The organism is candidate division WOR-3 bacterium (assembly GCA_039801085.1).
In the GTDB taxonomy this organism is placed as follows: Bacteria; Hydrothermota; Tepidihabitantia; order Tepidihabitantales; family Tepidihabitantaceae; genus JAOABP01.
In genome coordinates this window covers 18,383-37,866 of record JBDRTY010000002.1, presented here as the reverse complement: position 1 = coordinate 37,866, position 19,484 = coordinate 18,383, and the positions used below count along the sequence as shown (strand labels likewise).

Genomic DNA, 19,484 nt, shown 5'->3' with positions numbered 1-19,484 from the left:
CAGTTTTCTGCAGATATAATTATCAAAAACAGATATGAGCAGTCGGGGACAGCGTCCAGTTGTGCTTGTGGTCTATGACAGACCGGGCAGGTTTCAAACCCTGGTGGAATATGCCCGTCAGTTTGATAAAGGGAGGCTGGGCCAGGAGTTTGAGTTTGTCTATTGTGACTGTCTGGAGGCGATTAGAAAATGGTACCGGCAGAATGCCGGGGTCCATGTTGCCGGAATCGTACTCGGAGTCGATTTTTCCGCGGTGGACAGCGAGCAGAAGCTGGCGGTTTTTCCTCTGGGGTTGCGTCCTGCCGGTTTGGTAATGGATGTCCGCCGGCTTCAGGGGTTTATCATCTATTACCATCTGCGTCATCTTGACATTGAGCAGATTGCACCGGTGGTCTTTCACCTGAGCGCTGAGGTGCTGCAGTCGCCGGAACGGTATATTGATATCTGTCAGGTCCCCGGTGTGGGGGAATGTCATTTCGCCGGTCCTGCAGGTGAGGAGCCAGAGGAGCTGGCGGTGCTGCAAAAGCTGGATCTGTGTGCGCTCAGACCACTTACCGAGGATAAGCGGTTTTACTGGCGGGAGACGCATCATATGGTGGTCGGCAGGTCCCGGCGGATGGCGGCACTCGTGCGGGAAATTGAGCGCACCGCCCCAACTGACAGTATCGTGCTCGTGATCGGTCCGCCCGGCACCGGCAAGGAGCTTGTCGCCCAGGCGATTCACCGGCTGAGTTACCGTTATTCCGAGCGCGTGCCGGAGAGAAGGAATGTGCTGACGGTGCAGATGACCACGATGGACAAGAATCTGTGCATTGATGAACTTTTCGGCCATGAAACCGGCGCCTTCACCGATGCGCGGACACCGCGTGCCGGAATCTTTGAGACCGCCCGGGGGTCGACCGTGTTTCTGGATGAGATCGGCGAGATTGACCAGGAGCTGCAGAAGAAACTGCTCCGGGTAATTGAGTACCACCGGATTAAGCGGCTGGGGAGTTCAGTGGAGAAGGAGGTTGATGTCCGGATCATAACCGCAACAAACCGGACGATTGAGGAGCTGCAGCAGCGGTTCCGGAGCGACTTCTACACCCGGCTGGTTCACCACTGCATTACGGTGCCTTCGGTTGCCGAGCGCTGGTCCGGGGAAAAGCCGCAGACGGTTGAGGATGATATCGGCGAGTTTTTTGAGTTCTTTGTAACCGAACGGAACAGAAATCCCTATGTCCGGCAGAAGCTGCAGTCTGACCCGACCGCGGTGCGGTTTCTCACGCAGATTGTGCTCCAGCATATTTCCGGAGAAAGACCGCTGTTTGCAGCCGGCAATGTCCGGACCCTGCGGGCAATTATCAATCAGGCGTATGACCGGGCACAGTATGAAAACACGCACATCATCGGCGTCGGACATATCGCTACCGCCATTGCCCAGTTTCAGGCACATGTAACCCCGTCTGCACCCGGACCTAAAGCCCGCACTGTGACCGGCATTGAGCAGATTGTCGGGTCGCTCAAACTGGCAGAGCTGGAAAAGCTGGCAATCCAGGAGGCACTCATAAAATGTAATGGCAACCAGAGCCGGGCAGCAGCGCTTTTGGGAATCCATCGCGATACCCTGAGGAAGAAAATCAGAGAATACGGCATAAGTTAGCCCAGATTTGCTGAAAAAATAAGCAGCACTGGCGTTTTATTAAGCATGGCGTGAGAATTGCCCTGTTCTGCAACTATTTAAAAACAAAGAGTTTAGTTAAATATTTATAAATGGCACATGATTTGCATAAGTATAAGTGCCTTTGACCGAGCCTGAACAGGGAATACAGGGGGTTCGCGCTCTGAGTTTCGGCTGGATTCCGCAGCCGGGACAGATAAATTGGGCGATGCGCCAGTTCCCACGGTGCATCGCCCTTTTTCGTTGTGCCGGTAAAGTTGACATTAGTTTATAATTTTTTATTCTCTGTATGCTGATATGAAGGCGTTTCTTAAAGAGGTGCTTGCCGGGCTGGCGGTGGATTATGCCGATATCCGGATTGAGGAAAGTGAAACCACCAGGATTGTCTACCGCGGCCGGGAGCTTGAGGACATTGGCACCGGTTTTGAGCGGGGCGGGTGTCTGCGGGTTTTTTATCGGGGAAACTGGGTGATTGCCAGTTTTAATACCGTGGATGAGTCGCTGAAGGAGTTGGCAGATGAGCTGGCAATTCAGGCAGCGGAGCTGCCGCCGCGGGATGGCGGTCTGATCTTTCTGCCGGCACTTGACGAGATTATCCGGTTGCCCAGACATGAGGACCCGAGGCTGGTGCCGCTTGCGGAAAAGCAGCAGCTGATTCACGATTACAACCGGCTGCTTCTGGCGCCGAAGCAGATAGTAAGTACGGTAGCATCATATCTGGACAGCCACCGGACCGTTTACTGGTATTCCAGCGAGGACCGTTACATTGAGCAGGAGTTTGTGCGCACCGGGTTTTCCTGTCAGGCGATTGCCCGGGATGGAGCCAACATTCAGCAGTATGGAGAGTCCTTTGGCCGGGCTGCCGGGTTTGAGTCGCTTCGGGGCAGGGAAGGTATGGTTGAACGGGTGGCAAGAATTGCGATTGACCTGCTGAAGGCGGAGCCGGTGACTGCCGGGACATATACGGTGATCATTGATCCGCTGCTCGGCGGGATATTTGCCCATGAGGCGTTCGGCCATCTGAGTGAGGCGGACCATATTGCCGAAAATGACCGGCTGAAGCAGCTGATGCGGATCGGCACCCGGTACGGGGTTGAGGAGCTGACAATTGTTGATGATCCGACCCTGCCGGGTGAAAACGGCAGTTACGGCTATGACGACGAGGGTGTGCCGGCGCAGCGCACCGACCTGATCAAAAACGGGGTGATTGCCAGCCACCTGCACAGCCGGCATACCGCCTATCTGATGGGGGAAGGTGTGACCGGTAATGCCCGGGCGATCAGTTACCGTTTTGCTCCGATTGTGCGGATGAGTAACACCTACATCGTGCCCCAGAACCGGCGATTTGATGAGATGCTGGCTGAGGTCAAAGACGGGCTTTATGTCGTGGGCAGCCGGGGCGGGATGACCGAGCTGGAAACATTCACCTTTTCTTCCCAGTATGCTTACCGGATTGAGAATGGCAGGCTCACGAAGATGGTCCGGGATGCGACCCTTGCCGGCAATGTGTTTGAGACCCTGAGGAATATTGATGCCATCGGTAATGACCTGATGATTCACGGCGGGCTCGGCGGTTGTGGCAAGGATGGACAGTCGCCGCTGCCGGTCACAACCGGTGCCCCGCACATCAGAATCAGGAATGTGGTAATCGGTGGCCGCTAAGTTAACCAGCAGGAGGTGAGATGAGACTTGAGCTCCTGGAGCTGGCAGCCAGCCGGGTGGAGCAGGCGGATGTTTATGAGAGTGAGGTTGACCTGACCGAAGTGGTTTTCCGGCAGGGTAAATTCTTCGCTCAGGAGACCAAGCTGACCCATGGTCTGGGGTTGCGGGTGATTAAAAACGGCAAGGTGGGTTTTGCCGCCAGCACCAATCCCGAGCGTCTGGAAGAGCAGGTCCGGGCTGCGATTGATGCCGCTGCTTTCGGGCAGACCGCCCGTTTTGACCTGCCGCGTCCGGCTGAGCCATCGGCGGTTCCGACCTTTGATAACCGCACCCTGCTCGTCAACATTCAGAAGATGCGGGAGTGGGGTGGGGATCTGATTGAGGCGCTGAATTCCCGGATGCCCGAGCTCAAGGTTGATCTGCATTTCAGCCGCTGTTATCGTGAGATCGGGGTGGCAAACACCCGCGGGGTTGACCTCAGTTTTGAGCGGGTGGAGCTGGAGCTGTCGATTGCCGGACTGCTGGTGCAGGACGGGATTTTCTGGGTTTATGATTATGTCAATCTTTCCGGCGGGCAGAGCTTTCCGCTCGATCAGGTGGCAGAGCGCGTGGTAAATCTCGCCCGGCTGGGCAAGCAGAAGGCAACACTCAAAAGCGGGGATTATCCAGTGGTGGTAATGCCGTTTGCGCTGCCCCAGCTGCTTTTGCCCCTGCTGATAGCGGTCAACGGTAAAAACCGGCAGAAAGGCACTTCGCCCCTGATCAACCGGGAAAATCAGCCGGTTTTGAGTGCAGAGATTACGCTCGCGGACAATCGTCTCCGGCCGTTCGGGACTGCATCCGCTCCATTCGATGGTGAGGGGCTGCCGGCGGTCAGGAATGTGCTGTTTGAGCGTGGGGTATTCAAGGGTTTCATTTATGACCTGGCAACCGCAGCCGCCTGTGGCACAGACTCAACCGGTTCCGCGGTACGGAGCTATTCCAGCCTGCCCGCACCAGGTCTGAGTAATATTGAAATTGAACCCGGGACTGCTGAGCTGGAAAGCGTGATCAAGGATATTCCCGCCGGCATTCTTGTCTACGGTTTTCTGGGCGGCGGGATGTCCAATCTTCTTGCCGGTGAGGTGGCGCTGAATGTCAGCTGTGGCTACAAGATTGAAAAGGGCAATATCACCGGCAGGCTCAAGGATGTAAGCGTTGCCGGCAATGTTTATGAGCTGTTTCAAAGGGTGGAGGCGGTGGGCGCAACACAGCGGGACCTGGGTGATTATTATCTCCCGTTTATAAAATTTTCCAGTTTACGGGTGGCATGCAAGGAGTAAGGGGGCAGTTATGTCAAAAGCAAGGCGTGCAAAGAGAGCGGGCAGGACTTCGGCGCTGACCGATCTCTGCCGGCTGGAGCTGAAGCCAAAAGATCTGCGGTGGTGCTGTCCGGATGACTATCTGAAATTCAAGACCACCGAAGAGCTGAAGATTTCCCGGGAAATTGTCGGGCAGGAGCGGGCACTGGCAGCACTCAGCCTTGGCTTGGAGATCGAAGCGTCGGGCTACAACATATTTGTGACCGGTCCGGCCGGTTCGGGACGAACGAGCACGGTTCAGAGGCTGCTGGAAACGGCGCGGCCCGTCAAGACTCTGACTGACAAGTGTTTTGTGAACAATTTTCAGAATCCGGATGAGCCCCATTTACTGCTGCTGCCTGCGGGCGAGGGCCGGCAGCTGCGCCAGGAGATGGATGAGCTCGTTGCCTATCTGGTAAAAAACATTCCGCGGCAGTTCGAGGGCGAGGCGTACCAGAATTCGCGGCAGGAGATCATCGACCGGTTCAAGGAGCAGGGGGCGGCACGGGTCCGGGATTTTGAGAAGAAGGTGGCAAGTGAGGGGTTTGCACTCGTGCAGACACCGCCGGTGGGCCGGCCGGAGCTGGCGCCGATCGTTGACAAGCAGCCGGTGAGTGTCGATGTGCTTGACCGGCTGGTGGAGGAGGGCAAGCTGACTCCGGAGCGGGCGAATGAGCTGAAGAACCGGCACCGGGAACTGACCGCGGAGCTGATGGCGATCTTCAAGGAACTGCGGGAGTATGAGCGGCAGGCACGGGAACATCTGGCCGAACTGGACAAGCAGATGGTGAGTCCGCTCCTGGAAGAGCGGCTGGCAGAAATCCGTGAGCACCATCAGGACCCCAAAGTATCCGGTTATCTTGATGAGGTGCGGACCGCGGTGTTAGCCGACATTGATCTGTTCCGTCAGCGCAGTGGCGAAGCCGAAGCCGGACCGCCAGCCGGCATTGATCCCTATCTGAAATACCGGGTGAATGTGCTCGTTGATAACTCGGAGCAGAAGACCGCTCCCGTGGTCTTTGAGACCAACCCCAGTTATCGCAATCTCTTCGGTTCGATTGAGCGAATCTGGGACCGCTCCGGGCAGTGGCGGACCGATTTTACCCACATTAAGGCCGGTTCACTGGTGCGGGCGGACGGCGGGTTTCTGGTCGTCAATGCGCTCGATCTGCTGCTTGAGCCCGGGGTGTGGCCCAATCTCAAGCGGACGCTGCGCAACCGGCAGCTGGAGATTTCCGCCTATGATCCGTTTGTCTCGCTGTTTGGTACGACCGCGCTCAAACCGGAACCGATTCCCCTGGATCTGAAGGTAATCATGATCGGTGAGCCCTGGGTTTACAATCTGCTCGCCGCTTATGATGAGGAGTTTGGCAAGGTGTTCAAGGTCCGGGCGGACTTTGACTGGGAGATGGATCTGAACCGGAGTTCGGCAGCTGAATACAGTCAGGTCATCAGGGCGCTGTGTGAAAAGGAGAATCTCCGGCCCTTTGACCGGTCCGCAGTTGCGAGGATGATTGAGTATGGCGCCCGGCTGGCAGGGCGAAGGGACAAGGTGACCACCCGCTTCAATATTATCGCCGATGTGCTCAAGGAGGCAAACTACTGGGCGGGCAAGGCGCAGTCCCGGGTGGTGAAGGCGGAGCATGTGCGGACCGCAATCGAAAAACGCCGGGAGCGGGTCCGGCTGATCGAGGAAAAACTGCAGGAGAGTATCCGCAAAGGGCTTCTCTTTATTGATGTCAGAGGAAAAGTTCAGGGGCAGGTGAACGGACTGGCGGTCTACGATCTGATTGAGCATTCGTTTGCAATCCCGGTCCGAATTACCGCCAAGGTCGGGGTGGGAACTGCCGGGATCATCAGTGTCGAGCGGGAGGCGGAGCTGTCCGGTCCGATCCACGACAAGGGGCTTTATATCATCACCGGTTATCTGCGGAACAAGTATGCGGCGGATATGCCGCTGGTGCTTTCGGCATCGATTACATTTGAACAGTCTTATGGTGGGATTGACGGCGACAGCGCCTCTTCAACCGAGCTCTATGCGCTGCTTTCCGAGCTTGCCGGGCTGCCCCTGCGTCAGGATCTGGCAGTGACCGGCTCGGTGAACCAGAAGGGTGAGATTCAGCCGATCGGCGGGGTTAATGAGAAGATCGAGGGATTTTTTGATATCTGCCGGCAGAAGGGTTTAACCGGTTCCCAGGGGGTTCTGATTCCGAAGGCAAACCTTGGCGACCTGATGCTGAGGGAGGATGTGGTTGAGGCGGTAAGCCAGGGCCGGTTTCACATCTATGCGATTGAGACGATCGACCAGGGGATCGAGCTGCTTACCGGCGTGCCGGCAGGGAGCCCCGGGCACAATGGTGATTATCCGCCGGACACGGTTAACGGCCGGGTGAAGGCACGCTTAAGGGAGCTGGCTGAGCTCTTCCGGCGGTTTCGGGCCGAAGACACGAAAGTCAGCGGGTCGCGCCAGTCCGCCCGAGACGACAAACTTTAATCCTTCTTCAATACTGAGAGGCGTTTCCGCAATATCGGTTTCCGGAACGATTGCCAGCCAGCCGCTGGTAGGGTTGGGTGCGGTCGGGAAAAAAACCAGAAATGCCCGGCGGCCGTCGGCAAGTTCCACCGGTTCTTCACCGGTGAGGAAACCGAGCGCAAGAATCCCCTTCCGGGGGTATTCAACCAGCACCGTCTTGCGCAGTGAGGAGCGTTTGATAAAGACCGCATCGGTAAGCTGGCGGGCTGAGGTGTAAACTGAGCTGGCAAGCGGCAGCTGGCGAAAGAAACGGTCCAGCCAGGTCAAAAAGTGCCGGCCAAGATAGCCGGAGGTCACGGCACCAAGCAGAGTTATTACGCCAATGAGAACTATAAAACCGATAAGGGTTAAAAATACTGAGGGTAGCTGTTGCAGCCAGCGCAGGTGGCGCAGCAGCGGCTGGAGGATGCTGCCGAGGTGGGAGATGATGAACCAGAGGACAAAGACAGTCAGGCCCACCGGCAGTATTGCTGCCAGCCCGGTGATGAAGTAGCGGCGCAGCCGTGGGAGCATACTCAGGCGGTGCTAATCAGCTGACGGTGTGCTGATGCGCAGATAGGCGAGGGTCTCATTCAGCGCTTTGAGGAAGCGCCGGTTATCCGGCTCCCGTCCTACTGAAACCCGCAGGGCGGTAGGGAAACCGTATTCCTTGACGGTGCGGGTTATTACTCCTTTGCGCTGGAGGATGTCGAATATGAGCGAGGAATCAACAGTAAAGTTGACGAAGACAAAGTTGGCATAACTTTCAAGATAAAACAGCTTGAGCCGTTTGAACTCCCGGTAAAACATCGCCTTCCCCGCTTCGTTTACCTGCCGGCTGCGTTTCACATGCCGGGTGTCACTCAGGGCGGCGATGGCGGCGACCTGGGCGGCGCGATTGGCATTGAACGGCAGCCGGACCTTCATCAGTGTCTGAATGATTTCCGGCCGTGCGAATCCATAACCGATGCGCAGACCGGCAAGCCCGTAGATCTTCGAGAAGGTGCGCAGGACGAGAATGTTGTAATTCTGATTGTAAAAGTCCAGTCCCCGCGGGTAGTCACGGCTCGTGATGTATTCAGCATAGGCTTCGTCGAGGACAACCAGGACATGTTCCGGTATCTGCGCCATGAATTCGGCGAGCTCCTTGCGGTTGACAATTGTTCCCAGCGGGTTAATTGGGTTATCAAGATAGATGAGCTTGGTCTTCGGTGTGATACTGGCAAGGATCCGCTCCAGGTCGTGCCGGTAGTCCCGGGTAGGAATCTGAATGATGTTGGCATTCATAATTGTGCCGGCAATCCGGGCGGAAATGAACGAGCCGGCACTGATGATCATCTCGTCACCGGGGTCAAGGTAGGCGAGACAGGCAAGATAAATCAGATCCACCGAGCCATTGCCGACAATGGTCGAATCATAATCAACCTTGTAGAGTTCACTCAGGTGGCGCCGCAGGTAGTAGCAGGTGTCTTCCGGATAATAATGAAGCTGGGGCAGTGCCTTGCGCAGGGCGGCGAGGGCTTTGGGCGATGGTCCAAGCGGATTTTCATTGGAGGCGAGTTTAATCACCGGGCCCTTGAGTTTGAGTTCCCGCACCACCTCTTCAACCGGTTTGCCCGGCTTGTAGGGAACGACCCGCTCCAGATTCGGCCGGGGTAAAGGCAATGCCATTTATTCCTCCTTTTTTTCTTCAGTAATACTTTGCGGGGTGCGTTTCATAAAGGCGAAAAGCACACCCCCGATCAGGGCAAAAAACAGATCCAATGCCAGAAAAAGCAGAGCGGTTGACAACGCCTGCTCCGGGCTCAGGCGGTTGGGAAGCCAGGAGGGGGTGAAGAAGAGGACAAAGGCAGCTTCCCGCACCCCCAGCCCGCCGATCGCCGGAATGTTGACGACGATGTTGAGCACAGGTATGAAAATAAAGTAATAGACGGGCGGTACTCCAGCGCCGACCGCACGGGCGGTGAAAAACCAGGCAAGGGAAAGCGCTGCCTGGACACCGATGCCCGAAAGAAAACTGATGACCAGTGCCCAGGGCTGGTGACGGTAGTTTTTAACCGCCTGGTAAGTCCGTTCAACCAGTCCGCCCAGCCGCCCCAGTGCGGCGAATTTTCTGCCCATAGCATTCAACAGGTAATGCACGGAAAGGTAGACGCGGTCGTTGAAGAAAAGCAGGGTTACCGCCACCAGGAGCAAAAGGATGGCAAAAAGGAGCAGCACAACACCAAAACCGGTAAACCTGCCGGCTCCAAGACTCAGTGCCGATGCCTGACGTAGAGATATAACCGCACCCATAATTATGGCAAGGAAAGTCAGACTCTGAAAGCCGAGCAGCCGGTCCAGCAGGGTGGCGGAAAATGCCTGGGGTCCCATACCCGGTCTGGTGGTGTAGGCAATGCGCATAACATCACCCCCGATTGAGGTGGGCAGGAGTTTGCAGAAGAACAGTCCTAGGGTGAATACCCGGGCAAGATACCAGGTGGTAAAGTAAAGCCGCTGTGCTTGGAGCAGAACCTGCCAGCGCCAGGCAGATATAAGAATAAACAGGAGATAAATCAGGCCGGCAAGGATGAGAAAACGCCAGTCTGCCTCCTGGAGGGTGGAAATAGAGGCACCAAGCTGGTGCCGGAACAGATAACCCAGGAGTCCCAGCAGACCGAATGAAACAAGAAACCGGATGATGTTCTGAAACCGGTGTTTCACCCCGCACGCTCTTCGGTGTCCGGTGGGGTTCGACGGTCCCCGGACTGTCGGAGCTGATGTTCAATATTTTCCAGCCGGTCATTCACCGAGGCGATGGATTCCCCCAGAAAGCCGGCGGCAAAGAAGAGCAGGCCGGAAAGCACAAACAGAATTACGAGATAAAGCAGGGGGCGGAATCCGTGACCTACAAGACGCAGTGCGATCGCCAGTATGCCGGTGATAAACCCGAGAAAAAGGGAGATAAATCCCAAGGTGCCGAAATAAAGCATCGGTTTGCGCATGAATGAAACCTGAAACGCAACCGCCAGCAGGTCGAGAAATCCAATTACAATCCGCCACGGGCTGGAGTACTTCGGTTTACCTGCATATCTGGGTCTGAGTTCGACCGGCACTTCAGCGATTGCGAAACCCCGCACGGCAGCGAGGGGGACGATGTAACGGTGCCAATCCTTGCGCAGGTTCATACCAGCCAGTACTTCCCGGCGGAAGGTTTTGAGCGCATTGATGTCGTGAACCTTGAGTCCGAAAAGCTTGCGGGCAAGGAAATTGTAGATCCGCGATACGGTTTTCTTCTCATATCGGCCGATCTTTCTGCCGGTTACCAGGTCATAGCCCTTTTTCAGCATTTCGACCTGGAGCTTGATATCATCGGGTGAAAACTGAAGGTCGGCATCAAAAATGGAAACAAATTGGCCCCGCGCCCGGGCGAATCCGGCAAGCACCGCACCGGTCTTGCCCTGATTTTTCCCCAGACGGACAACCGATAGAAAAGGATAACGCGCCCGGGCGGCATCGGCGATCGCAAAGGTTGTATCTGTCGAACCATCATCAACGAGAATTACCTCATAATTTTCATCCAGCTTTTCTGCCAGTTCAGCAAGAAGCGGTTCGATGTTTTCCGCCTCATTATAAGCAGGCACAATTACCGATACGAGCGGGTTTTTGGAAAACCCCATTTTATTGAATATACCGGATTTTTAATGATTGTCAAGAGATGCGTTGGCGCCGACAGGCCGGTGGTCCTGTAAAAAAAATAGATTCATTGATCGTAACTTATTGATTTTATGTAAATTGTAAAACGATGCCCGATGGCGGAGATTGTTGATTTGAGATCCGGTTGCGGTTAGTATAGGGGTAAAACGGGATGATAAGCATCACGCTGCTTGCGGCTTTGATATTAAGCCGGGTTGTTGTTACTGAAGTCATGTCCAATCCTGCCGGTGCGGATGGTGCTCGATATCCTGAGGACCGTAATGAGTTTGTTGAGGTTTATAATGCGGGGAGTCGGGCGGTTGACCTTTTTAATTACCGGATTTCTGATGGCGACGCCGAGGATGTTATCCGGGTGTGGACCGATTCCTCAATCCTGATCCGGCATCCTAATGTGCTCATCGGCACCACCTGGCTGAAGCCCGGTGGTTACGCGGTAATCCTGGATCCGGAATATACCGATCCGGAGGGGCAGGGCGGTTTTATTCAGCCATACCGTTTTGCCGACTCAACCCTGATTCTCACTGTGGGTAATACCACGATTGGTAACGGTCTGGCGGTCAATGATCCGGTTTTGATTTACGGGTATGAGGACACCACAACCTTTGGCACACCAGACAATCTCAATGACGGCTTTCCCTTCAACCCGGGTGACGGTTATTCCTGGGAACGGATTGATATCAACGGTCCGGACGCCCCGGATAACTGGGCAGTCTGTCCGGACAGTGCCGGTTGTACTCCTGGCGGGCAGAATGCGGTTGCGATGCGGGTGGATGTGGCGCTGACAAGACTTGAGATTCTGGATACCATTTTCCCCGGGGCTGGAGAGGCTTTCCGTCTTGGTGTCGGTGTATGTAATCAGGGGTATGTTAGCAGTCCGCCCGGGAATTTGCAACTCCTTTATTATCCGGAGGAACCGATTCAGGAGATTACACTGCCGGTAATGAGTCCGCGGCAGGAGTCTCTGTTTGTCTTTGAGATTGAAATGCCCTCAGTGCCTAAGGAGATCTGGGCGAGGGTATTGGTGCCGGGCGACAGGGATACTGCAAACAACATAGCCCGGATTACGGTTAATCCGAACATGGGCACAGCATTGTTGATGCTGCAGAACCCCAGTTTCAGCCCGGATGGTGACGGTTTTGAGGACAGTCTCTTAATCAGATACCGGCTGCCTGAGCCGGGCGGGCGTTTGCGGATGCGGATCTTTACCTTGGGCGCCCGTATGCTCAGGACACTGGTAGATACTAAGGCAGTTTCCGAAACTCTGGGTATAATCTACTGGGATGGCCGGCAGGATAATGGCCAGCTGGCACCTGCCGGAATTTATCTGGTTGTCCTTGATTATTACCGGGGTAATGCGCGGTTGCGGTCAAAACTGCCCGTCGTCCTGATCAGAAGACAGGATCAGCGGAACTTCGGCGTGAGAATGTAATCCGCCGGATTCACCCACCTGCCATTGAGCAAGATTCCATAATGCAGGTGGTTGCCGGTTGCCAGTCCGGTGGCGCCAACAGTAGCGATTACCTCTCCTCTTTTTACCATTTTACCCGGGCTGACCCGGACCGTCTGGCAGTGGGCATAAAACGTGCGGATTCCCCAGCCGTGGTCAATTTCTACGGTCAGGCCATAGCCGGCGCGCCAGCCCGAGGAGATGACCCTGCCGTCAGCAGTGGCAACAATCGGTGTGCCCCGGGGTGCAACAATGTCCATCCCCTCATGGAACTCGTATCTGCCGGAAAACGGGTCTTTCCGGTTACCAAAGCCGGAGGTAACCCAGCCCTGAACGGGCCAGATGGAAGGCAGATGGCGTATCCGTTCCTGCTGGTTGGCTACCGCCCGGTCGATCTCCAGAAGCGACTGACGGGCAAAATTTGCCCGCCTTAACAGCTCATCAACCTCCGGGGCGACAGTTGCAGGCTGATAACCACCTACCCCCATTTTCCGGACATCAGCGGGCACAAGCTGAAGGTTGACCGCGGAGCGGAACCGGTTGTCCATCTGCTCGGTAAAGGCCAGAAACTGGCGGAAACTGTCCATGGCCGCAGTATAGGCAGCCAGTTTCTGGTTCAGGATGTTGTTTTCTGCAATCAGCCGGTTAAGCAGACCCCGCTGGGTAAAACGGGTGATGATAAACCTGGTTACCGCACCACTGAAAAACAAAAAGCCGAAGATTACCGCTACTGTAATATATATATAGTGGAGGGGAATGGAAAGGCTCAATGCCTTGTTCCGGCGGGTCAGGGTAACCAGAACCTGAAGCCTTTCCACAATAGCAGATTAACAATTGGAAATCCGGAGTCAAGTTTTTTAGGAGTTTATTTTGACCGGGGTGAAATGTATAGTAAAATTAATAATAATTGGTAAATTTTTAAGGAGGTAATGTGAAGTTGATTCTGTATTGCGCCCTGAGCATGTTCGTGGCGCTGTCCTCGCTTTTTGCCCGCACCCAGGACCATTACAGTATGGGTCCGGTATACCGGTTTGAACCGGCCGCAGGTGATGAGCAAAACTATATTAGTTTCAGCAACGGGTATGTGATTGACACCCGGCATGGGGAGCCGGTAGTTCCGGCTGAACTGCGTGCCACACCACCGGCAGACGGGCAGGCTTATCATATTATTCAATTCCGGGGTCCGGTCCGGCGGAGCTGGCTTGAGCAGCTGGATCGGCTGGGAATAAAAACCATCGGTTATCTGCCCAATTATGCCACCGTGGCAAAACTCAGTTCTAATGATCGGCGGGTGCTTTCAGAACTGGAGTTTGTTAACTGGATTGGACTTTTCCACCCCGCATACAAGATCCAGGCCGGACTCCTGGACCATTCCGGCACAGCTGACATTGCGATTCTGGTAACACCAGGTGAAAAGCCGGAACCGGTGGTTGAACTGATTACTAATACCGGCGGCAGGGTGGCTTTGGTCAGCACCAGTCCGTTCGGCACCGTGATTCAGGGTACGGTGACCAGCTGGACGATTCCTGCTCTTGCCCGTCTGCCTGAGGTGTTCTGGGTTCAGGAGTGGACCGAGCCCACAACCGCAAATAACAACTGCCAGTGGGTCCTCCAGTCCGGCTGGCGTGCCACCGCGCCACCGGACACATCGCTGGCTGCCAGACCGGTATGGCGCAACGGGGTCCGGGGACAGGGTGTAATCATGTCTACCACTGATACCGGGATTAATCTCGGGCATGATATGTTCCGGGATCCGGCAATGAGCGTAACTCCGCCCGGTGTCTGGCCTGAACACCGGAAGGTTGTTGCCTATAAGCGTTACGGCACCGCAGATGTGACTGAGGGGCAGTATCATGGATCACATGTTAACGGCACGGTCGCAGGCGATGACTCAGTTACGGGTGGCACCAGCTTTTATGACGGGATGTCCATCAAGGGCAGGCTTTACTTTGTTGATTTGACGAACGGCACCAGCTTTGTCCTCGGCAACGATCTCTGGAGCCTGTGGGATACGGTCTATTTTGGTCGGGGTCTGCCTGATTCCCTGCGGCCGATCCGGCAGCATTCCGGCTCTTGGGGATGGTCGAATTCCAGCGGCACATATCTGTTGCAGGATGCTTCAACTGATGCCTTTGCCTGGGCTTACAAGGACTTCCTGAATATCATGGCTGCGGGTAACGAGTATTCAACCCGTCGGATCCGGAACCCGGGGATCGCCAAGAATGTGCTTACAGTAGGAGCGACTCAGAACGGGTCCGCTGCCAATGCGATCGCCAGTTTTTCCAGTCGTGGTCCAACCCAGGATGGCAGGCTCAAGCCGACCGTGATGGCACCGGGCGAAGGTGTGTATTCCGCAACAAGAACCGGCACTAACACCTACCAGTCGATGGACGGCACCTCAATGGCGACACCCGCAGTTTCGGGAACAATCGGGCTTTTACGCTGTTATCTTCAGGAGGGTTATTATCCGACCGGTGAGCCGGTGCCCGAAAACCGGCTAAGCTACATTTCCGCAGCCCTCTTACGCTCGATGGCGATCGTATCCTGCGATCCGAACATCGGTTCCTATACACCACCGGATAACAATATCGGCTGGGGCAGGATTGATGCGGATTCGGTGCTTTACTTTGCCGGCGAAACCAGAAAACTGCTGCTTAAGGACGACACCTCCGGACTGGCGACCGGTGAGTACAAGGAGGAGCAGTTTTTGGTCAACTCAGCAATTCCATTGCGGGTGGCACTGGTCTGGACCGACACCGCGGCTGCTCCGAATGCCAACCCGACCCTGGTAAACAATCTGGATCTGGAGCTGGTCTCACCGACCGGGGTATCCTATCATGGCAATAAATATTCAGGAGGTCAGTCAGTACCTAATCCTACCGGCTGGGACTCGGTTAATGTTGAGGAGTGCTGCCGGGTGAACGCCCCGGACACCGGGCTCTGGACGATCCGGGTCTATGCCCGCAATGTGGCAACTGCTGCCCGACAGCCCTTTGCTTGGACGATCACCGGCGATGTAACCACACCACCGACGGTAATTCACGATGCCGGGGTCAGAACGATTTTTGCACCGGTGGGGGTGATTGACTCGGGCACGACTGTCACCCCGCAGGCGCTCGTGGTCAATATCGGTCCCCAGGCGGAAAGTGTGGCGGTCCGGTTCGAGATCATCCCCGGTTATGCTGATACCCAGGCGCTGGTAATCAATGCCGGCGGTATGGAAACACTCAGCTTTAACCCCTGGCAGGCGCTTACGATCGGGACATTTGTTGTCCGGTGCTCAACGATGCTTGCCGGTGACGTCAATACCGGAAACGACCTCCAGGTTGACTCATTGGAGGTGGTGCCGGTGACCGGTGTCAGGGAAGGCAGGGCTGTGCCGGCACGGCTGACGCTGGGAGCCATTCAGCCCAATCCGTTCTCCGGTGCTACCATGGTCCGCTACGGTCTGCCCGGAGCGGCGCGGGTGCAGATTCAGATTTTCTCAGTGACCGGTGAGCTGGTCCGGACCCTGGTGAGTGGTGAGCAACCGGCCGGCTATCATACTGCACTCTGGGACGGCACCGATGATCATAACCGCAGTCTGGGTTATGGCGTGTTCTATCTGAGGCTGAGTTCGGGGGCGGTATCACTGACAAAAAAGCTGATCCGGACAAGATAAGCTGAATTACGCAATCCGGGCGGAAGGCTGATGTCTTCCGCCCTTTTTTTGTCAGTCCGGATAACCGTGGGGATGTTTCTGGTGCCACTCCCAGGCGTCGCGCAGCATATCTCCAAGGGTCAACTGCGGTTGCCAGCCGAGTTCAGTCCGGATCTTCCGGGCAGAGGCAACCAGGACCGGCACGTCCCCCGGTCTTTTTGGGGCAATCTCATATTTTATCTTTCTTCCCGTTACTTTCTCCGCAGCGCCAAAAACCTCCCGGACGCTGTAACCGTGTTCAGAACCGAGGTTGTAGACGAGGTTGTGCCGATCCAGCGCCTCCAGGGCGAGCAGATGGGCGCGGGCAAGATCATAAACATGGATATAGTCCCGGATGCAGGTCCCGTCCGGAGTAGGGTAGTCGTCGCCGTAAATTCTGAAGGTTTCCCCCGGATTCAGAACTGAACGCAGAATCCTCGGAATCAGATGGGTCTCAGGCCGGTGGTCCTCTCCCAGACCGGCATAGGCGCCCGCAACATTGAAATACCGGAGCGTGCAGTAGCGGAGATTGCTTGCCCGGGAATAGGCTTCAAGCAGCTGCTCAAAAATCCTCTTTGATGCGCCATAGGGGTTTGCCGGGTTCTGGGGCATCTCCTCAGTGAGGGGAACAGTTTCCGGTACACCATAAACTGCTGCGGTGGAGGAGAAAATGAATCTGTTTATCCGGTAACGGAGGCACGAGTTCAGCAGATTGATTCCGCAGGCGACATTGGCATAGAAATAGAGATCCGGCTGGCGCATCGACTCCTCAACCTCAATCCTGCCGGCAAAGTGCATGACCGCATCCGGTTTCTCCTCCATGATGACACGGTCCAGTACTGCCGGATCACCGAGGTCGGCAATAACGAGCCGCGCAGAAGGACTGACCGCAGACCGGTGGCCATGAGACAGATTGTCAATTACAACGACCTCATAACCGGCGTCCACCAGCAGCCGGGTACAGACACTGCCGATATAGCCGGCACCACCGGTTACCAGCACCTTCATCGTTTCAAATATAGCATCGGAAATTGCCAAGGCAAACATAGCTGAAATGGGAATGAAGAGGTTTCAATCATAAAACAGGGGAGAACTGATAAAACCTGCGCAAAATTCAGGGGAAAGCAATACCGGCAAAGCGTAACACCAATAATAAACCGTTACAAAAATCCAGAAAATTGCCCTAAAACTGGAGAGAAATCATATATCACAATAAAATAAATTTCCGCACCTGCTGGCACGGTCCCCTATACTGCCGGGTGGGTAGAGACGAAGTTTGATATAACAACTTAACAGATAAAGACTTAAATAAACAAAACCAAATACAGTTATGTGTTAATATATAATTATAAATAGATATCACAGAAACACCGATTGTTTTGCTTTTGTGGAGGGGGATGGTGTGTTTGCGGATGATGTTTTGTAATTACACTTGACCGGCGGGCAGGAAATGGGTATAATTTGCTAAAGGAAAGGAGTGTTATGAAAAGATGGTGGTTAATAGGTATGATGATTGCCGGGCTGGTGTTGCTCAGCTGTGATATCTTCGGCAGTAAGGTGGATTACTATCCGTTGACAGTAGGTAACAGCTGGAGCTATCGCGGTTATGCCCGGATGCTGACGGTTACTGATGATCAGCCCGATACCATGCAGACAATGACGATACAGGTGGTAGCGACAGGAAAGGATAATCTGAATTCGGGTGAAGAGGTAATTGAGCTGGTGAGCACCAACAGTGTACATCTGTATTTTCCATTTGAAACCACCTACATTGTAGTTGATACCAGCTATGCACGGGAGACGGGCGATTTTTTGCTGACTTATGAAAGCAAAACCGACTCCGCACCGGATACAACACTGGCTCTGCCACTAACAAAGGATAAGACATGGCGGATTAATGAATTTACTGTTGCCAGGGTGCTGCAGCAGGAGGATGTGAGTGTGCCGGCAGGGATATATCGGAGCGCCTGGAAGGTTGAGCAGACGGTTACCTCGGGAGCCCAGACTTTTACTCAGCACTGGTGGTATGGAAATAATGTCGGTCCGGTTAAGGCACACTGGCAGGAGTCCTATGGGACCGCAAATTATGAGTTCAGTCTGGAATTGACTTCGGCAACGATCAAGTGATTATAAAAACATTGAAACGAGATATGGGCAGCATGGAGCTGCCCGTTTTTATTTACAGGGTTTTACCGGGCTACTGAATCTGTCCCCGGATTTCGCCCTCAGGATAACTGCCAGATGAAATATTGATGAAAACCTTGCCCATGCTCATGGCGAAAATCAGCGTTTCAACTTTGTGTCCGGCAAGAGGCCCCTGGAGATCCGCATCGGTGAGCGTGGTCTGTGAGAGGATACCATTATAGATTCCCCGCTTGAGGGAGCGGGTGATCGGCAGGACTGCAACCTTCATATCCGGCTGGGCAGGTTCGCCCGGTTTGCCAAGATAAAGCGCAGCCTCAAGCAGTCCGTCATTATAAAGGTTATTTACTGTCACCCTGCATCTGAGCTCAGTGTTATCACGGTTCGGAGTAAAAACAGCGTCACCGCTGGCACTGCTGGTGGTTGGGGGGACCGCCTGATTACCGGTCAGCTGGGCAGAATAGCTGGCATCAGCACAAGCAGCAGAGAATAAAATTGCCAGCAGAAAAAATACTATGGAACTGATCTTCGGCACCCTGAACCTCCTTTTCTGATTCTTGACCGCTTACCTGCACAGATAGTAGCTCTTCACTGGACATTGTCAAGAAAAATCTGTCAGTTTTGTTGACCGGAAACATAATGGGGTTATCCTGTTGGGCAGACGGCTCAAAAAGGAGGTCATATGAAACCGGTGGTCTGCTGGCTGGCAGCAGGGCTGTTGTGCATGGCAATATCCTGTTCGGTTCCGGTTTATGATCGTGCTGAAATTAACCCCGGGCCCTCGTTTCTGCTGGGTGCGGGAGTCGGGACGGGCATCGCCCCTTCGGGCTATCCCATAGTCTGGGACCCGCCGCTGGGAATGCCTTATCTTGATTACTATCTTGACGGAATTGTGACCGCCCGGCTGGGTTACGGGATCAACCGTCAGGTCGGGCTGGTGCTTGAGGGTTCGCTGGGATATGGCACCTGGCTCTTCGGTCCACCAAATGCACCATATGAGTCACTGGCACTGAATCCTCTGATTTATGACATCAATCTCGGATTGAAAATCAGAACCGGCAGAAGGGGTGCACTTATGCCCAGCATCGGCACCGGGATATTTGACCTGAACTTTCTTTATGATTTTAACCGGTTTTATTCCGGAAACTTCGGGCTTGGGTTGAGGGGGATCGGAGCAGGGCTTACAGGCACGGTTTATCTGAACCGGAACTGGCGGCTGCAGATCGGCGGCCGGGTGAACCTGCCCTGGGGATTCTGGAGTGAACCCGGGGTGAGCATCGGTGGCGGGTTGCAGTACCAACCCCAGACGGGCAGGGTAAATCGTTGACAAACGGCTGAACCGGGTT

General features: G+C 54.8%; 15 protein-coding genes. 8 read left to right on the top strand and 7 right to left on the bottom strand.

Annotated elements, in window-relative coordinates; all coding sequences use genetic code 11:
* Positions 1-34 precede the first annotated feature (34 nt).
* The 4 genes from ABIK48_04535 (at position 35) to ABIK48_04520 (ending at position 7,156) form a co-directional block, all read left to right on the top strand.
* Positions 35-1,642 (top strand): sigma 54-interacting transcriptional regulator, encoded by a 1,608-nt coding sequence (locus ABIK48_04535; GenBank protein ID MEO0021421.1) that lies wholly within the window; start codon positions 35-37, stop codon positions 1,640-1,642.
* A gap of 315 nt (positions 1,643-1,957) precedes the next feature.
* Complete coding sequence (locus ABIK48_04530) at positions 1,958-3,322, top strand: TldD/PmbA family protein (protein ID MEO0021420.1); 1,365 nt, start codon at positions 1,958-1,960, stop codon at positions 3,320-3,322.
* A 20-nt stretch (positions 3,323-3,342) separates the two neighbouring features.
* Entirely contained in the window at positions 3,343-4,644 is a 1,302-nt protein-coding gene (locus ABIK48_04525) for a TldD/PmbA family protein (protein MEO0021419.1), read from the top strand.
* A 10-nt stretch (positions 4,645-4,654) separates the two neighbouring features.
* Positions 4,655-7,156 (top strand): AAA family ATPase, encoded by a 2,502-nt coding sequence (locus tag ABIK48_04520; GenBank protein ID MEO0021418.1) that lies wholly within the window; start codon positions 4,655-4,657, stop codon positions 7,154-7,156.
* Here the strand turns inward: ABIK48_04520 and ABIK48_04515 are convergent.
* From ABIK48_04515 to ABIK48_04500, 4 genes are read right to left on the bottom strand one after another with little or no spacing between them, the layout of a single operon-like run.
* Entirely contained in the window at positions 7,064-7,708 is a 645-nt protein-coding gene (locus tag ABIK48_04515) for a DUF502 domain-containing protein (protein ID MEO0021417.1), read from the bottom strand. The two genes, ABIK48_04520 and ABIK48_04515, sit on opposite strands and share 93 nt — an antisense overlap.
* A 12-nt stretch (positions 7,709-7,720) precedes the next feature.
* Positions 7,721-8,845, bottom strand: a complete 1,125-nt coding sequence (gene hisC / locus ABIK48_04510; protein MEO0021416.1) for a histidinol-phosphate transaminase — start codon at positions 8,843-8,845, stop codon at positions 7,721-7,723.
* Positions 8,846-9,877, bottom strand: a complete 1,032-nt coding sequence (locus ABIK48_04505; protein ID MEO0021415.1) for a lysylphosphatidylglycerol synthase transmembrane domain-containing protein — start codon at positions 9,875-9,877, stop codon at positions 8,846-8,848. It lies immediately after the preceding gene.
* Positions 9,874-10,833, bottom strand: coding sequence for a glycosyltransferase family 2 protein (locus tag ABIK48_04500; GenBank protein MEO0021414.1), 960 nt, complete (start codon positions 10,831-10,833; stop codon positions 9,874-9,876). Before ABIK48_04500 ends, ABIK48_04505 begins: the two co-directional genes overlap by 4 nt.
* A 188-nt stretch (positions 10,834-11,021) precedes the next feature.
* On the opposite strand from ABIK48_04500, the gene ABIK48_04495 reads away from it, so the two are divergent.
* Positions 11,022-12,299 carry a lamin tail domain-containing protein gene (locus ABIK48_04495; protein MEO0021413.1) on the top strand — a complete coding sequence of 426 codons (1,278 nt, stop codon included), beginning with the start codon at positions 11,022-11,024 and terminating at the stop codon, positions 12,297-12,299.
* On the opposite strand, the gene ABIK48_04490 is transcribed toward ABIK48_04495, so the two are convergent.
* Positions 12,272-13,135, bottom strand: coding sequence for a M23 family metallopeptidase (locus ABIK48_04490; GenBank protein ID MEO0021412.1), 864 nt, complete (start codon positions 13,133-13,135; stop codon positions 12,272-12,274). The two genes, ABIK48_04495 and ABIK48_04490, sit on opposite strands and share 28 nt — an antisense overlap.
* A gap of 113 nt (positions 13,136-13,248) precedes the next feature.
* On the opposite strand from ABIK48_04490, the gene ABIK48_04485 reads away from it, so the two are divergent.
* Complete coding sequence (locus ABIK48_04485; protein ID MEO0021411.1) at positions 13,249-15,978, top strand: S8 family serine peptidase; 2,730 nt, start codon at positions 13,249-13,251, stop codon at positions 15,976-15,978.
* Between the two features lie 51 nt (positions 15,979-16,029).
* Here the strand turns inward: ABIK48_04485 and galE are convergent, their stop codons facing one another.
* Positions 16,030-17,004, bottom strand: a complete 975-nt coding sequence (galE, locus tag ABIK48_04480) for a UDP-glucose 4-epimerase GalE (GenBank protein ID MEO0021410.1) — start codon at positions 17,002-17,004, stop codon at positions 16,030-16,032.
* Between the two features lie 474 nt (positions 17,005-17,478).
* Between galE and ABIK48_04475 the strand changes: the two genes are divergently transcribed.
* The gene (locus ABIK48_04475; GenBank protein MEO0021409.1) at positions 17,479-18,123 is read left to right on the top strand and encodes a hypothetical protein; all 645 of its coding nucleotides are present in this window, start codon (positions 17,479-17,481) and stop codon (positions 18,121-18,123) included.
* Positions 18,124-18,193: 70 nt separating this feature from the next.
* On the opposite strand, the gene ABIK48_04470 is transcribed toward ABIK48_04475, so the two are convergent.
* A complete protein-coding gene (locus tag ABIK48_04470) occupies positions 18,194-18,673 on the bottom strand; it encodes a CHRD domain-containing protein (GenBank protein MEO0021408.1) in 480 nt (159 codons plus the stop codon).
* 147 nt (positions 18,674-18,820) lie between these two features.
* Between ABIK48_04470 and ABIK48_04465 the strand changes: the two genes are divergently transcribed.
* Positions 18,821-19,465, top strand: a complete 645-nt coding sequence (locus ABIK48_04465; GenBank protein MEO0021407.1) for a hypothetical protein — start codon at positions 18,821-18,823, stop codon at positions 19,463-19,465.
* Positions 19,466-19,484: the final 19 nt, after the last annotated feature.

Bases quoted from the DNA above. Each gene is read 5' to 3' on its own strand.
- ABIK48_04535 (MEO0021421.1), top strand. From the start codon at position 35: ATGAGCAGTCGGGGACAGCGTCCAGTTGTGCTTGTGGTCTATGACAGA.
- ABIK48_04530 (MEO0021420.1), top strand. From the start codon at position 1,958: ATGAAGGCGTTTCTTAAAGAGGTGCTTGCCGGGCTGGCGGTGGATTAT.
- ABIK48_04525 (MEO0021419.1), top strand. From the start codon at position 3,343: ATGAGACTTGAGCTCCTGGAGCTGGCAGCCAGCCGGGTGGAGCAGGCG.
- ABIK48_04520 (MEO0021418.1), top strand. From the start codon at position 4,655: ATGTCAAAAGCAAGGCGTGCAAAGAGAGCGGGCAGGACTTCGGCGCTG.
- ABIK48_04515 (MEO0021417.1), bottom strand. From the start codon at position 7,708: ATGCTCCCACGGCTGCGCCGCTACTTCATCACCGGGCTGGCAGCAATA.
- hisC (MEO0021416.1), bottom strand. From the start codon at position 8,845: ATGGCATTGCCTTTACCCCGGCCGAATCTGGAGCGGGTCGTTCCCTAC.
- ABIK48_04500 (MEO0021414.1), bottom strand. From the start codon at position 10,833: ATGGGGTTTTCCAAAAACCCGCTCGTATCGGTAATTGTGCCTGCTTAT.
- ABIK48_04495 (MEO0021413.1), top strand. From the start codon at position 11,022: ATGATAAGCATCACGCTGCTTGCGGCTTTGATATTAAGCCGGGTTGTT.
- galE (MEO0021410.1), bottom strand. From the start codon at position 17,004: ATGAAGGTGCTGGTAACCGGTGGTGCCGGCTATATCGGCAGTGTCTGT.
- ABIK48_04475 (MEO0021409.1), top strand. From the start codon at position 17,479: ATGAAAAGATGGTGGTTAATAGGTATGATGATTGCCGGGCTGGTGTTG.
- ABIK48_04465 (MEO0021407.1), top strand. From the start codon at position 18,821: ATGAAACCGGTGGTCTGCTGGCTGGCAGCAGGGCTGTTGTGCATGGCA.